Annotated in this window: 16 protein-coding genes and 1 tRNA gene; 14 read left to right on the forward strand and 3 right to left on the reverse strand. The window is 68.3% G+C overall.

From position 1 onward, the window contains the following. Positions 1-18: 18 nt before the first annotated feature. The 9 genes from plsY (at position 19) to CYU89_RS06150 (ending at position 5196) form a co-directional block, all read left to right on the forward strand. Complete coding sequence (gene plsY, locus CYU89_RS06110; RefSeq protein WP_296279393.1) at positions 19-645, forward strand: glycerol-3-phosphate 1-O-acyltransferase PlsY; 627 nt, start codon at positions 19-21, stop codon at positions 643-645. After that, the gene (gene birA, locus CYU89_RS06115) at positions 642-1604 is read left to right on the forward strand and encodes a bifunctional biotin--[acetyl-CoA-carboxylase] ligase/biotin operon repressor BirA (RefSeq protein WP_296279396.1); all 963 of its coding nucleotides are present in this window, start codon (positions 642-644) and stop codon (positions 1602-1604) included. The genes plsY and birA overlap by 4 nt, the downstream gene beginning before the upstream one ends. After that, the gene (locus tag CYU89_RS06120; RefSeq protein ID WP_296279398.1) at positions 1601-2338 is read left to right on the forward strand and encodes a type III pantothenate kinase; all 738 of its coding nucleotides are present in this window, start codon (positions 1601-1603) and stop codon (positions 2336-2338) included. Before birA ends, CYU89_RS06120 begins: the two co-directional genes overlap by 4 nt. A gap of 19 nt (positions 2339-2357) precedes the next feature. Beyond that, a complete protein-coding gene (locus tag CYU89_RS06125) occupies positions 2358-3014 on the forward strand; it encodes an SPOR domain-containing protein (protein ID WP_296279399.1) in 657 nt (218 codons plus the stop codon). Positions 3015-3026: 12 nt separating this feature from the next. Further along, a tRNA-Thr gene (locus tag CYU89_RS06130) sits at positions 3027-3102 on the forward strand. A 97-nt stretch (positions 3103-3199) separates the two neighbouring features. Further along, a complete protein-coding gene (gene rocF / locus CYU89_RS06135; RefSeq protein ID WP_296279401.1) occupies positions 3200-4123 on the forward strand; it encodes an arginase in 924 nt (307 codons plus the stop codon). Positions 4124-4270: 147 nt separating this feature from the next. Continuing rightward, on the forward strand, positions 4271-4423 hold the full coding sequence (locus CYU89_RS06140; protein WP_055937078.1) for an entericidin A/B family lipoprotein: 153 nt from the start codon (positions 4271-4273) through the stop codon (positions 4421-4423). Between the two features lie 202 nt (positions 4424-4625). After that, positions 4626-4760 carry an entericidin A/B family lipoprotein gene (locus CYU89_RS06145; protein ID WP_055937075.1) on the forward strand — a complete coding sequence of 45 codons (135 nt, stop codon included), beginning with the start codon at positions 4626-4628 and terminating at the stop codon, positions 4758-4760. Between the two features lie 214 nt (positions 4761-4974). Continuing rightward, positions 4975-5196 carry a CsbD family protein gene (locus CYU89_RS06150; RefSeq protein ID WP_296279403.1) on the forward strand — a complete coding sequence of 74 codons (222 nt, stop codon included), beginning with the start codon at positions 4975-4977 and terminating at the stop codon, positions 5194-5196. A gap of 63 nt (positions 5197-5259) precedes the next feature. On the opposite strand, the gene CYU89_RS06155 is transcribed toward CYU89_RS06150, so the two are convergent. Beyond that, on the reverse strand, positions 5260-6063 hold the full coding sequence (locus CYU89_RS06155) for a hypothetical protein (RefSeq protein ID WP_296279405.1): 804 nt from the start codon (positions 6061-6063) through the stop codon (positions 5260-5262). Positions 6064-6254: 191 nt separating this feature from the next. Between CYU89_RS06155 and CYU89_RS06160 the strand changes: the two genes are divergently transcribed. The 5 genes from CYU89_RS06160 (at position 6255) to CYU89_RS06180 (ending at position 11225) form a co-directional block, all read left to right on the forward strand. Beyond that, a complete protein-coding gene (locus CYU89_RS06160; protein WP_296279407.1) occupies positions 6255-7550 on the forward strand; it encodes a tryptophan--tRNA ligase in 1296 nt (431 codons plus the stop codon). Positions 7551-7553: 3 nt separating this feature from the next. Beyond that, positions 7554-7853, forward strand: coding sequence for a hypothetical protein (locus CYU89_RS06165; RefSeq protein ID WP_093488059.1), 300 nt, complete (start codon positions 7554-7556; stop codon positions 7851-7853). 94 nt (positions 7854-7947) lie between these two features. Then, complete coding sequence (locus CYU89_RS06170; RefSeq protein WP_296279409.1) at positions 7948-8877, forward strand: MBL fold metallo-hydrolase; 930 nt, start codon at positions 7948-7950, stop codon at positions 8875-8877. Positions 8878-9071: 194 nt separating this feature from the next. Next, positions 9072-10718: a M28 family metallopeptidase gene (locus tag CYU89_RS06175; protein WP_296279411.1), complete on the forward strand. Its 1647-nt coding sequence runs from the start codon at positions 9072-9074 to the stop codon at positions 10716-10718. 72 nt (positions 10719-10790) lie between these two features. Further along, positions 10791-11225, forward strand: coding sequence for a BLUF domain-containing protein (locus CYU89_RS06180; protein WP_296279413.1), 435 nt, complete (start codon positions 10791-10793; stop codon positions 11223-11225). A 7-nt stretch (positions 11226-11232) separates the two neighbouring features. Here the strand turns inward: CYU89_RS06180 and CYU89_RS06185 are convergent, their stop codons facing one another. Together CYU89_RS06185 and CYU89_RS06190 are read right to left on the reverse strand one after the other, a co-directional pair. After that, complete coding sequence (locus CYU89_RS06185) at positions 11233-11619, reverse strand: VOC family protein (RefSeq protein WP_296279414.1); 387 nt, start codon at positions 11617-11619, stop codon at positions 11233-11235. Between the two features lie 135 nt (positions 11620-11754). Continuing rightward, the gene (locus tag CYU89_RS06190) at positions 11755-13128 is read right to left on the reverse strand and encodes a dihydrolipoamide acetyltransferase family protein (RefSeq protein WP_296279416.1); all 1374 of its coding nucleotides are present in this window, start codon (positions 13126-13128) and stop codon (positions 11755-11757) included. Between the last annotated feature and the right edge of the window lie 35 nt (positions 13129-13163).

Genomic DNA, 13163 nt, shown 5'->3' on the forward strand with positions numbered 1-13163 from the left:
GTGGCCCATAATGGCGCCATGCTGATCGCCTCCCTGCTGTTGCTGTCCGCCTATCTGGTCGGGTCCGTATCGGGCAGTCTGGTGCTGGGCCGCCTGCGCGGCGTGGACATCCGCACGCAGGGCAGCGGCAACGCCGGCGGCACCAATGCCTTCCGTACCCAGGGCGCGAAGTTCGCGCTGGGCGTGGTGCTGGTCGACATCGGGAAGGGCGCGCTGGCGGCATGGCTCGCGCTGGCCTTCGCGCCGGAGGACGGATCCGTGCCGCCGCGCGTGCTGGGCTTCATGGCGGCATTCGTGGCGGCGCTGGGCCATGTCTGGCCGGTGTGGCACGGCTTCCGCGGTGGCAAGGGGGTAGGCACGCTGTTGGGCGGCATGGCCGTGATGTGGCCGATGGCGCTGCTGCCCCTGTTCGCGGTTTGGGTGGTCGTGCTGGTGGCGACGGGCTACGTCGGCCTGGCGTCGATCGTCGCCACCGCTTGCCTGGTGCCGCTGTCGTGGTGGCTGCTGGTCGATCGCGCTGCACAGGTGTTCGCGATGGCCGCCGCGCTGCTGGTGCTGTTCACCCATCGGGTGAACGTCCGGCGCTTGCGCGATGGCACGGAATCGCGCTTCGAGCGCGTCCGTATCTGGCGCCGTCGCGCGTGAGCGGCGAACGCGAACTGCTGCAGCGCCTGATCGACGGCCCTGCGACAGGCGACGCGCTCGCGCGCGATACCGGGTTGACGCGTGCGGCGATGTGGAAGCGCATCGAAGCCTTGCGCGCAGGGGGAGTGCGCATCGACGCGCAGGCGGGGCGTGGCTATGCGCTGGCCGACGCGGTCGAGCTGCTGGATGCCCACCTGATCCGCGCGCGCATGCAGGATGCCGCCGCGTTGTCGTCGCTCGATGTGGCATGGGCCTTGGATTCCACCAACAGCGAGCTGCTGCGGCGCCCGGCACCGGAGCGCGGCGTCGAGGTTTTGTTGGCCGAACAGCAGACCGGGGGCCGCGGACGACGTGGCCGCCAGTGGGCATCGCCGATCGCGTCGAACCTCTACCTGTCGCTCTCGCGCCAGTTCTCGGGCGGGCTCGCCCGCCTGGCAGGCCTGAGCCTGGTGGTCGGCGTGGCCGTCGCGGAGGCGCTGCGGCAGGCCGGGTACGCCGCGGTAGGGGTGAAATGGCCCAACGACCTGCTGGCGCACGACCGGAAGCTGGGTGGCATCCTGGTGGAAGGGGGGGGCGAGCACGGCGGACCGGTACGTGCGGTGATCGGCATGGGCGTGAACGTGCGCATGCCGGCGCCGGTCGGTGCCACCATCGACCAGGCATGGACGGACTTGGCGAGCCTTGCCGAGGGCGCGCCATCGCGCAACACACTGGCGGCCCGACTGCTGGACGCCCTGCTGCCCGCGCTCGACCAGTTCGACCGTGATGGGCTTTCGCCCTTTCGCGCGCGCTACGCCGCGCTGGATGCACTGGCAGGACGTGCCGTCACCGTGCATGGATCGCAGGGCGACGAGCAGGGCGTGGCCGACGGCATCGGCGACGATGGCGCGTTGCGGGTCAGGATGGGCGAAGCGGTGAAGTACGTGCATGCGGGCGAGGTCAGCGTGAGGGCGATATGACGCAGTGGCTGTTCGATCTCGGAAATTCGCGGCTGAAATGCGCGCAACTGCACGACGACGGGAGCGTGGGGGACGTGCGGGCGATGGCGTATGAGGAAGGCCTGGCGGACGCGCTCGCGGCTACCGTGGGGCATGACGGAACGTCGGCCGTCCTCGCCAGCGTGGCGTCGCCGGTGCGCACGGCGATGGTCGTCGACTGGTTGACGACACGCTTCCAGACCGTATCCATCGCACGCACGCAGGCTGCATTGGCGGGCGTCCGTATCGCATATCCCGACCCTGCCCGGATGGGCGTGGACCGCTTCCTGGCCCTGCTCGGGGCGCGCCGGCGAGGTGCTGTCCCGTGGCTGGTCGTGGGGGTGGGCACGGCGATCACCGTGGACCTGCTCGATGGCCGCGGGCAACACCGGGGTGGGCGCATCGCGCCGTCGCCGCGCCTGATGCGCGATGCGCTGCAGGCCGCGGCCGCGCAACTGCCGGCATGCGGCGGCGACTATGTGGAGTTCGCCACGGAGACGGCCGATGCCTTGGCGTCCGGCTGCGAGGGCGCCGCGTTGGGGCTGATCGAGCGCAGCCTGCAGCAGGCGCATGCACTGCTGGGAGAACGGCCCGCCCTGCTGCTGCATGGCGGGGGTGCCCCCGGGCTGGCGTCGCAGTTGGATGCGCCGGCCGTGGCACCGGCACTCGTGCTCGAAGGGCTGGCGGTGTGGGCACGTCTCGGTGCGGCCGCTTGAGCGCGGATAGAATCGCATCATGCTGATCCGCGCCCTGATCGTCTTGTTGGTCGTCCTGAATCTGGGAGCCGCCGCGTGGTGGCTGAGCCGCCCCGCGCCGTTGCCCGAACCGGAGCCGGTGCTTCCCGCAGGCGTCGCCCGCCTGCAATTGGTGGATGAAACGGGACCGGCGGCGCTTCCGTCATACCCCACGGCCGCACCTTCGGCCACGCCGACCGCCTGCGTCAGCCTGGGGCCCTACACGAGCCAGGCTGCCGCGACGCAGGCACAAGCCACGGCCGCCCGCCACCTGGTGCGCCCGCGCGTGCGTGAGGTTCCCGGCATGAGCGCCAGCGGCTATCAGGTGGTGATCCCGCCCGCAGCATCGCTGGAAGACGCACAGGCGGAAGCGGCGAAGATCGGTGCTGCCGGCTTCGACGACTTCCTCGTCGTGCGGCAGGGTGACCAGGCCAATGGCATCGCCCTGGGACGCTACCGCAGCCGCGACGCGGCGGAGCGTCGACTCGCCCAGCTGCAGGCAGCGGGCTTCGCCGCGCAACTGCAACCGGTCGGTCGCGCCGGTCCCGGCCTCTGGTGGGTGGATGCCGGCATCGTCGAGGGTACCGACCCCGCCGCACTCGCGCGCCTTGCCGGCAGCGGCGAGCCGCAGCCGCTCGAATGCACCGCGCTGCGCTAGAATTGCGCCCGCGCCGCTTTAGCTCAGCTGGTAGAGCAACCGCCTTGTAAGCGGTAGGTCATCCGTTCGATTCGGATAAGCGGCACCACGCTTCCCCGCCTCGCCGTCGCGCCACGTGCTGCGATGCCACAGGCCCGTCATCGCCGAACGCATAGACTGTGCGCCTGTTTTCGCAGGACGTACCCATGAGTCGAGTCTTCCCCCCCGTCTCCCTGATCGGCGTTCCCACCGACGTCGGCGCCGGCCATCGCGGCGCCCGCATGGGCCCGGATGCACTGCGCATCGCCGGCCTGGGCGAGGCACTGGCAGCGCGTGGCGTGGACGTCGTCGATACCGGCAACGTACAGGGGCCCGCCAATCCCTGGACCGGTCCGGTCAGCGGCTACCGTCACCTCGACGAAGTGGTGGCATGGAACCGGGCGGTGATGGATGCCACCGCGGCGGAACTGGCGCGCAACCGTCTCCCGATCATGCTGGGGGGTGACCACTGCCTGGCGATGGGGTCCATCACGGCCGTCGCGCGCCACTGTCGCCAAAGAGGCAAGAAGCTGCGCGTGCTGTGGCTGGATGCGCATTCGGATTTCAACACCAGCGACGTCACGCCGTCGGGCAACATCCACGGCATGCCGGTGGCGTGCCTGTGCGGCATCGGCCCCGATGCGCTGACGAAACTGGGTGGAGAGTCGCCGGCCATCACCCCGGCGATGGTCCGGCAGATCGGGATCCGCTCGGTCGATCCGGAGGAGAAGCGGCTCATCAAGGACCACCAGGTCGATGTGTACGACATGCGCTACATCGACGAGGTCGGCATGAAGCGGACCATGGAGACGGCGCTGGAGGGGCTGGATGCCGATACCCACCTGCACGTGAGCTTCGACGTGGATTTCCTGGACCCCAGCATCGCGCCCGGCGTGGGCACCACGGTGCCCGGCGGGCCCAACTACCGCGAGGCGCAGCTGGTGATGGAGATGATCGCGGACACGCGGCTGATGGGTTCGCTGGACATCGTCGAACTGAATCCCGTGCTGGATCGCCGCAACCGCACTGCCAAGCTGACGGTGGACCTGGTGGAAAGCCTGTTCGGCAAATCCACCCTGATGCGCGACTAGGTCTGCCGGGACGAGGAAACTGCGCCTGAACGCGCCAGCAGGGGCTTCACGCGGCCTATACGCCACGACGACGAAGGTGCACGCACACGCCGCTGCGGTGTGGGACGCACCCGCATCGGCACCCCTTTTCCACCCAGGAGATGACACATGAAGCGTGCAATGATGCTGCTGCTGACGGCGATGTTCTCGATGGCGGTCCTGTCGGGCTGCAACACCATGGCCGGTGCCGGCAAGGACGTGCAGAAGGTCGGCGAGAAGGTCGAGGACAAGGCCCAGGACTGCAAGGACGGCAAGTGCTGATGCATGCGGGTTGATGCGACCGCTCCTCGCGGAAGCGTTACAGGAAGGGGCCGGGCGACCGGCCCCTTTTGCTTGTCCGCCCGCGGCGCATGGTCAGCCTGCAGCCAGCGTGGTTGAATGACACTGCGGTCGTGGGGAGGCCGGGTCCCGCACCCCGGTTCGGCTTGCCCCGGCCCGTGAATACTGTCCACAGGAGTCGCCTATGAAGCGTGTCGCCGCGTTGCTGATGTTGTCCCTGTTCTCCATCGCCGTGCTGTCCGGCTGCAACACCGTCAAGGGGTTCGGCAAGGACGTGCAGAAGGTGGGCGAAAAGGTCGAGGATTCCTCCGGCAAGTAAGCGCCGGCTTCCTCACGCGTCATCAGGACGGGCCGCCATGCGGCCCGTCTTTTTTGCCTCGCCGGGTGTTCATCGCCGCGAAGGCGCCGTCATTCGACTGAACGAGCCCGCGTTTCCTAATGCCGCGTTGACGCGCGTTTGATCGGACGGGAACGCCTGCCTTGCGATGCTGTCCCCGCGGCGCCCCCTGCCGCTCACTCAATGAGGCAACACCATGAATCAGGACATCATCGCCGGCAACTGGAAGCAGCTGAAAGGCAAGATCCAGGCGAAGTGGGGCGATCTGACCGATGACGATTTCAAGGTCGCGGAAGGCAACGCGGAGTATCTCGAGGGCAGGCTGCAGGAGCGTTACGGTTACGATCGCGACCGCGCCCGCACCGAGGTCGCGGACTTCCAGCGCACGCTGCGTTCCGACAGCAGCTTCAAGCACTGAGCCATCCGCGTTTCGCGGACGCCGGAACAAGACGGGCCGCCCCAGGGCGGCCCGTCTTTTTTGTCAGCGGCGAGGAGGGTCGGCGACGAATCCACCCGGGAAGGCACGTGGCGCATCGTCGCGCCAGATCGGGCCTTGGCGGTGGCGCGGCAGGATGCCCATCGCGACCAGTCGACGATGCTCGTCGTAGCGCAGTTCACTCACCTGTTCGGGCTGGCGGGTTGCGCGCTCGAAGCCGGTACGTGAGGTCGGGGCCCATTCCCGGCCGCCATGGCCGGTGCCGATGCTTTGCTGGCGCGAGTATTCGTCGGCAACGATGCTGCGCGATGATCCGGCAGGCGCCGCCGCTTCGGCTTCCGCCTGCTTGCTCATCGTCCCGCGGGCGATCGGCGGCGGTTCGTACTGCGGGTAGCGGTAGGCGGGCGCTTCGCGGAATGCCGCCACGCCGATGACACCGACGTTGCGTGGACGCCCGGTACGCGCGGCGTAGCTGTCGCCCAGATCGGTGAACACGAACTGCGCCACGTCGTCCATCGACTTCCGCCAGCCGTTGATCTCGGTGGTCTGCCATGGTTCCAGTACATAGCCGGCTTGTGAGGGGTTCGCTGTCTGGCCGGTGACGGCGTTGATGCCGTCCACCGACAGCACGACCAGCACGCGCTCGCCGGTGGTGTTGGCCAGCCGCACGCTGTAGCGATGACCAGGCATGCCGGCGACCCAGAGGTCACCGCGATGCGGGTACCGTGCCAGCCATTCGCCGGTGTCGCGGTCGACCACGCTGACGTCCACCAATGGGCGGGCATGGGACGGGGCGCACGCGGCGAGCAACGCCAGCGTGGCCAGGGAAGCAAGGAAGCGATGCAGCATGTCCGTTCTCCAGGTGGGGACGATGCGGGGAACGGATCGTCGGCGGCAGTGGGGTTGCCTGGAACGGCGATGCCTGCCCCGGTTAAGCCGCCAGTGGGCCGCGCCTGCGACGCCGTGTCGCAGGCCGGCCACCGGCATCGCCCGCCCCCAGCCGGTAAACTGGCCGCTTTCCCGCATTCCCCGCTTCGCACATGACCACCCGCGTCCTTACCGGCATCACCACCTCGGGCACGCCGCACCTGGGCAACTACGTCGGCGCCGTGCGCCCCGCCGTGGCCGCCAGCCGTGCCTCGGACACGGAGAGCTTCTACTTCCTGGCCGACCTGCACAGCCTGATCAAGGCCCAGGACCCGGGGCGCACCCAGCGCTCCACGCTGGAGATCGCGGCGACCTGGCTGGCCTGCGGCCTGGAACCGGACAAGGTCTGGTTCTACCGCCAGAGCGATGTGCCGGAGATCACCGAGCTCACGTGGTTCCTGACCTGCGTGGCGGGCAAGGGCATCCTCAACCGCGCGCATGCGTACAAGGCCGCGGTGGACAAGAACAACGCCGACGGTGAAGACCCGGATGCGGGCGTCAGCGCGGGCCTCTTCATGTACCCGGTGCTGATGGCGGCAGACATCCTGATCTTCAACGCGCACCAGGTGCCGGTGGGTCGCGACCAGATCCAGCACATCGAGATGGCGCGCGATTTCGGCCAGCGCTTCAACCACGTCTACGGCAAGGAGTACTTCACCCTGCCGGAGGCGCTGATCGACGACAACGTCGCCACGCTGCCCGGCCTGGACGGGCGCAAGATGAGCAAGAGCTACAACAACACCATCCCGCTGTTCGCGCCGCGCGAGGAGCTCAGGAAACTGGTGTTATCCATCCTGACCGACTCGCGCGGACCCGGCGAGCCGAAGGACACCGAAGGTTCGGCGCTGTTCCAGCTGTACCAAGCCTTCGGTAGCGCAGAAGAGACCCGCGCGTTCGCCCAGAAGTTCGCCGACGGCATCAGCTGGGGCGATGCCAAGCAGCAGCTGTTCGAACGCATCGATGCGGAAATCGCACCGCTGCGCGCGAAGTACGAAGCGCTGATGGCCAAGCCGGCCGACATCGAAGCCATCCTGCGCGACGGCGCCCGCCGCCTGCGCGAACGCTATGCCAAGCCGCTGCTGGCCGAGCTGCGCCATGCGGTGGGCCTGCGTGATCTGTCCCAGCAGCCGGTGGTCGAGGCGAAGGCCACGGCATCGAAGGCCGCGCTGCCGGCGTTCAAGCAGTACCGCGATACCGATGGCCGCTTCTACTTCAAGCTCACGGACGCCGAGGGCAACGTGCTGGTGCAGAGCAACGGCTTCGATTCGCCGAAGGACGCCGGCAAGCTGATCGGTGTGCTCAAGCAGGCCGAGCAGGCGGACGCGATGGAGACGCCGGAGATCGTGCTGCAGGTCCCCGCCGGTGATGTGCTCGCGGCGTTGGCCGCGCTGCGCGCCGCGGAGGCCTGAGCCATGCCGTACCTGGCGGTCATCCTGTTCCTGCCGTGGTTCCTGTTGCTGGGATCGTTGTATTGGCTGTTCCCGCGCCAGCCGCGCAACGCGCGCCGCAAGGGCTTCGATCTCGCGGCGCTCGCGGTGGCCTTCGTGCTCAGCTTCATCGGCATGCAGTGGGGGTACGCGCTGGGTGCGTCCGATGTGGGCACCGGCGCGATCTGGAAGCAGGTGCTGGCGACGCTCGTCGCCTACGGCGCTTTCCTGTTCGTGCTGACGTTGGCGGTGCCGCTGCGCGGCTGGTGGTTGTCGCGCGGTTGACCTGCGCGTGGATGGCGTGTTCCACCAAAGGCGGGTCGTGCTGCCGCAGATCGCGGACTAGAATCGGGCCATACGTCCCCACACAGGCCCGCGGATGAGCCTCCACGGCATCCATACCATCGACACCGCGTTCCAGCGCGATCACTTCGACGCCGCCTACCTGATCGTCGAGGAAGGTCGCGGTGCGTTCATCGATTGCGGCACCAATCACTCCGTGCCGCTGTTGTTGGCGGCGGCGCAGCGCGCCGGCCTCGCCGCTGCCGACATCGAGCTGCTGATCGTCACCCACGTGCACCTCGACCATGCCGGTGGCGCTGGCCTGCTGATGCAGCACTTGCCGAACGCGACGCTGGTCGCACACCCGCGTGCGGCGCCGCACCTCATCGACCCAGGGAAACTCATCGCTGGGACGACCGCGGTGTATGGCGAAGAAGAGATGCAGCGCAGCTACGGCGCCATCCAGCCGGTGCCGGAGGCGCGCGTTCACATCGTCGAGGATGGCGAGACGGTGCTGTTGGCCGGCCGCGTGCTGGAATGCATCGATACGCCGGGGCATGCGCGCCACCACCACTGCATCTGGGATGCGCGCAGCCGCAGCTGGTTCACCGGCGACACGTTCGGGCTTTCGTATCGCGAACTGGACGGACCACACGGCGCCTTCATCCTGCCGACCACCACGCCCGTGCAATTCGAGCCCGAGGCGCTGAAGGCCAGCATCGCGCGCATGGTCGAGCGCGCGCCGGAGGCCATGTACCTCACCCACTACGGGCCCGTGTCCGACGTACCGCGCCTGGCGCAGTCGCTGTACGAACAGATCGATGCGATGGTGGCCATCGCCGACGCCTGCGACGGGCGTGCGGATCGTCATCGCTGCATCGCCGCCGCATTGTCGGCGCTGTACCTCGAGCGCGCCCATGCACAGCAGGTGCCGCTGGCGGACGAGGACGTGCTGCGCCTGCTCGCCACGGACGTCGAACTCAATGCGCAGGGTCTGGGCGTGTGGCTGGATCGTGGGCGGCCGTGACGGTGTGTTGCCTCCGGTAGGAGCGACGTGAGTCGCGACCGGATGCCATCATTGATGAGATGCCTGATTGTGCGAGGTGCAGTCGCGCCTTTGAGAAAGAACCGGAACTCCCGATTCATGCGGTCGCGACTCACGTCGCTCCTACACCAGCCGCATCGCATAGACTCCCGGTGTCCTCACGCCAGGTCATTTCCATGAAGTCTTCGCTCCCGCTGCTGCTGGTGTCCCTGTGCGCGATGCCGGTACTCGCCGCCGACATCCCCGGCGGCGGCATCAATGCCGACAACCTGTCGCGGCATGTGCGCGTGCTTGCGTCGGACGAGTTCGAGGGCCGTGCACCGGCGAGGCGCGGTGAAGAGAAGACCGTCGCCTATATCGTCGACGAATTGAAGAGGGCGGGCGTCCGCCCCGGCGGCGAGCAAGGCACCTGGACCCAGGACGTGCCGCTGGTGCGTGCGCAGGTGGAGGGCACGGTGACGGCATCCCTGCGCATCGGCGGCAAGACGCAGGTGCTCGCCAATGGCAATGACGTTGTTCTGCAGAGCCTGAGGCCGGTTGACCGTGTGTCGCTCGTCGACGCGCCGCTGGTGTTCGTCGGCTACGGCATCACCGCGCCTGAGCGCAGCTGGAACGATTACAAGGGCGCCGACCTGACAGGCAAGGTCGCGGTGGTGCTGGTCAACGATCCGGACTTCGAAACCGCGTCGCCCGGTGCATTCGACGGCCGCGCGGTGACGTACTACGGCCGATGGACCTACAAATACGAGGAACTGGCGCGACAGGGTGCCGCAGGGGTGCTGATCGTCCACGAGACGGCACCGGCCGCGTATGGCTGGGCGACCGTGCGCGCGTCGGGCGTGTCTCCGGTGTTCGACATCCCGCGCGCGGACGCCGCGACCTACCACACGCCGCTGCGCGGCTGGATGCAGCGCGACCTGGCGGTGTCGCTGTTCCAGCGTGCCGGACTGGACTTCGAGATGGAGAAACGCCGTGCGCAGACGGCCGCCTTCGCTCCCGTGGCGCTGGGCGATGCGACCTTGTCGGCCACGTTCGCCGTCAAGCGTGACCAGGTGGTAACGCGCAACGTCATCGGACGCTTGCCGGGTGCGACCCGACCGGACGAAACGGTCATCTATTCCGCGCATTGGGACGCCTTCGGCATCGGCGAGCCGGACACGACAGGCGATGCGATCCGTCATGGAGCGGTCGACAATGCCACCGGTGTCGCGGCGGTGATCGAACTGGCGCGCGTGTTCGCCGCCGGTCCACGCCCGCAGCGGACCCTGTTGTTCATGGCGCTGACCGCGGAGGAGAAAGGTCTGCAGGGCGCGAGCTATTACGCCGCCAACCCGGTGGCGCCGCTGGAGAAGACGGCGGCGGTGCTCAACATCGAAATGCTCAGCCCCGATGGCCCGAATCGCGATATCGCTTCGTGGGGCAAGGGCCGTGTGTCGCTGGAAGGCGACCTGAAACGCGTGGCGGAAGCGCAGGGACGCAACTATTCGGAGGATCCCAACCTGGAGGCGGGCTTCTTCTATCGCGCGGACCACTTCGCCTTTGCGCGCGCCGGCGTTCCCGCGATCACCGTGGGTGCGGGACTGGATCGCGTGGAGGGCGGCGTCGCAGGCGGCCGGGCGCTGCGCGATGCCTATTTCGCCCGTTGCTACCACCAGCCCTGCGATGCGTGGACACCGTCGTGGGATGCAGGCGGTCAGGCACGGGATGTGGCGCTGCTCTACACCCTCGGCCGCGAGATCGCGGACAGCGATGCCTGGCCCCGCTGGCTGAACGGTTCAGAATTCGAAGCGATCCGCGCGCGCAGCGAGACTGAACGCGAATAGCGGCGCACGCGCACGGCGTTCATGTGATTCGCTGCGCTATGCTGCGTGTCCTTTCCCAATACCGGAACGCACGTGGCCCCTCTTCATGCCCTGGTCTATCAGAGCCAGGCCACGCGCCCGCTGGATGCGGCCGATCTCGACCAGCTGCTGCTGGATGCGCGCGTGGCGAATGAACTCGCCGAGGTGACCGGTGCGCTCCTGTACGGTGGGCAGCGCTTCGTGCAGTACCTGGAAGGCGCACGTGCCGACGTGGAGCAGATCTACGCCCGCATCGCGCGCGCCAGCCAGCATCAGCGGCTGGAGATCCTGGAGCAGGGCAGGGTGGAAAAACGCCAGTTCCAGCGTTGGCATATGGGTTTCGCCACCGCACCGCAGACGCTGGTGCAGCAGCTCAGCCAGTCGCAGTGGCGTCGCGAGATTCCGTGGCTGGAAGACGAGTCCGCCGACTCTGCGGGCCTGACGCGCCTGCTTGCCTTCTGGAAAGACGAAGCCAGGCTGACGCGCTGAAGGCGCCTCAGGGCCAGCGGTTGGGTCTGCCGCGCGGGCTGCCTTCGTCCATCGGCACCACGCAGAAGCGATGGCCGGTGGGCGCTTCCATCACCCACCAGCGGTTGCGTACGTGCTGGATGCGCCTGGCGCCGAGCGCTTCCAGCCGCGCGACTTCGGCCTCGATATCGTCGGTCTCGATGTCGAGGTGCACGCGCGCGTCATGCTTCACCTTCTGCACTTCGATATGCAGGCCACCCGGGCCGGGCTCGAACTTGTCGTAGATGCCCAGGCCGCCGTCGTCGGGATCGGTGACCTTCAACCCCAGGGCGGCGCTCCAGAAGGCGGAGGCGGCGGGCAGGTCGTCGACCTGGCTGTCAATGATGAAACCGGCGAGACGGCTGCGGTGGCTCATGGCGACTCCTGCGGTGGGATCACGGCGGCATCCTGCCACGCTTCGCGGTCGCGCGTTGTCCTCTCACCACAGCGCTTGCCCACTGGAGGATTGAGCGACGAAACCCTGCGTCGCTCATCCCTTGCGACGGCCGCTTTACTGGGGCAGGGCCAGGTCGTCGATCAATGCCTTGAGGAAGCGCGCCGCTTCGCCGCCCGTGCAGGCGCGATGGTCGAACGTCACCGACAGCGGGATCACCTTGTGCGATTCGAAGCCGCCCATCACCGGCGTGACCTGGTGGCGCGCGCGACCGGCGGCGACGATGGCCACGCAGGGCGGCACCACCACCGGGGTGGCGTAGCGGCCGGCGAACATGCCGAAGTTGCTCAGCGAGATCGTGTAGCCGGTCAGCTCAGACGGCGGGATGCTGCGGTCTTCCACCTGCGCGCGCAGGCGGTTGATGCTCTCGCGCACGCCGCCGGCCTCCAGCAGGTCCGCATTGCGCAGCGCGGGGACGAACAGGCCGTCATCGGTATCCACGGCGATGCCGATGTCGACATGCGGGTGCAGCGTGCGGGTGAGCTTCTCGCCATCGAACCAGGCGTTCATCGCCGGCACCGTCTTGCAGGCGCGCACGATGGCGCGGACGAGGCGGCCGGTCATGTCGTTGCCGGGCGTCCAGTCATGCACGTCGGCGTCGTCGCTGAGCGTGGTCGGCACGACCTTGGCATGCGCATCGGCCATCACGCGCGCCATGTTCCGGCGCACGCCCTTGAGTTGTTCCGGCTGTCCGCTGACCGACACGCCCGGTGGCTGCGTGCGCATCGGCTTGCCGCTGGCGGACAGCGCAGTGCGCTGCGGGGTCGCGACGGGTGCCGGTGCGGCAGCGGGAGCAACGTTGCGCATGGCGGCAGGTGCGGGCGCCGTCGCGCCGTGCGCGGTACCGTCGGTCGCGGCCTGCTTCACGTCCTGCATCGTCACCGCGCCATCGGCACCGGTGGCGCGGACGCGCGACAGATCGACGCCGAGCTTCTTTGCCATCGCGCGTACGGCGGGCATGGCCTTGACGCCGCCCACGGCGATCGCCTGCTCGGCGTGCACGGCGTTGGACGATTGCATGGCACCGACCACGGTGCCGGCGTCGGTCTCCGTGGGAGCGACGTCAGTCGCGACGACAGGGGATCCGGTTGCAGGGGTCGCGACTGACGTCGCTCCCACAGAAGCGGATTTCGGCGGGCCGTGGTGATGGCCGGTGTCCTGGCCCTCCGCACGCTGCGGCAGGCTGGCATCGGGCTCGAACACGGCCAGCATGCTGCCGGTGATGACGACGTCGCCCGCCGCGCCGGCGAGCTTCACCACCCTGCCGGACACCGGGGAGGGCACTTCGACCACGGCCTTCGCGGTCTCCATCGACACCAGCGGTTCGTCCAGCCGGATCACGTCGCCTTCCTTGACGAACCATTCGACGATGGTGGCGTCCGGGAGGCCTTCGCCCAGGTCGGGCAGGTGGAACGTCTTGCTCTCGCTCATTCGGAGGTCTCTTCGTAGTCGTTTCTTGGGCCGAC

This window comes from Pseudoxanthomonas sp., assembly GCF_002863005.1.
Classification (GTDB): domain Bacteria; phylum Pseudomonadota; class Gammaproteobacteria; order Xanthomonadales; family Xanthomonadaceae; genus Pseudoxanthomonas_A.

What these genes read in the sequence shown, in the direction of transcription:
- plsY (WP_296279393.1), top strand. Translation starts at nt 19, where the DNA reads ATGCTGATCGCCTCCCTGCTGTTGCTGTCCGCCTATCTGGTCGGGTCC.
- CYU89_RS06120 (WP_296279398.1), top strand. Translation starts at nt 1,601, where the DNA reads ATGACGCAGTGGCTGTTCGATCTCGGAAATTCGCGGCTGAAATGCGCG.
- CYU89_RS06125 (WP_296279399.1), top strand. Translation starts at nt 2,358, where the DNA reads ATGCTGATCCGCGCCCTGATCGTCTTGTTGGTCGTCCTGAATCTGGGA.
- rocF (WP_296279401.1), top strand. Translation starts at nt 3,200, where the DNA reads ATGAGTCGAGTCTTCCCCCCCGTCTCCCTGATCGGCGTTCCCACCGAC.
- CYU89_RS06140 (WP_055937078.1), top strand. Translation starts at nt 4,271, where the DNA reads ATGAAGCGTGCAATGATGCTGCTGCTGACGGCGATGTTCTCGATGGCG.
- CYU89_RS06145 (WP_055937075.1), top strand. Translation starts at nt 4,626, where the DNA reads ATGAAGCGTGTCGCCGCGTTGCTGATGTTGTCCCTGTTCTCCATCGCC.
- CYU89_RS06150 (WP_296279403.1), top strand. Translation starts at nt 4,975, where the DNA reads ATGAATCAGGACATCATCGCCGGCAACTGGAAGCAGCTGAAAGGCAAG.
- CYU89_RS06155 (WP_296279405.1), bottom strand. Translation starts at nt 6,063, where the DNA reads ATGCTGCATCGCTTCCTTGCTTCCCTGGCCACGCTGGCGTTGCTCGCC.
- CYU89_RS06160 (WP_296279407.1), top strand. Translation starts at nt 6,255, where the DNA reads ATGACCACCCGCGTCCTTACCGGCATCACCACCTCGGGCACGCCGCAC.
- CYU89_RS06165 (WP_093488059.1), top strand. Translation starts at nt 7,554, where the DNA reads ATGCCGTACCTGGCGGTCATCCTGTTCCTGCCGTGGTTCCTGTTGCTG.
- CYU89_RS06170 (WP_296279409.1), top strand. Translation starts at nt 7,948, where the DNA reads ATGAGCCTCCACGGCATCCATACCATCGACACCGCGTTCCAGCGCGAT.
- CYU89_RS06175 (WP_296279411.1), top strand. Translation starts at nt 9,072, where the DNA reads ATGAAGTCTTCGCTCCCGCTGCTGCTGGTGTCCCTGTGCGCGATGCCG.
- CYU89_RS06185 (WP_296279414.1), bottom strand. Translation starts at nt 11,619, where the DNA reads ATGAGCCACCGCAGCCGTCTCGCCGGTTTCATCATTGACAGCCAGGTC.
- CYU89_RS06190 (WP_296279416.1), bottom strand. Translation starts at nt 13,128, where the DNA reads ATGAGCGAGAGCAAGACGTTCCACCTGCCCGACCTGGGCGAAGGCCTC.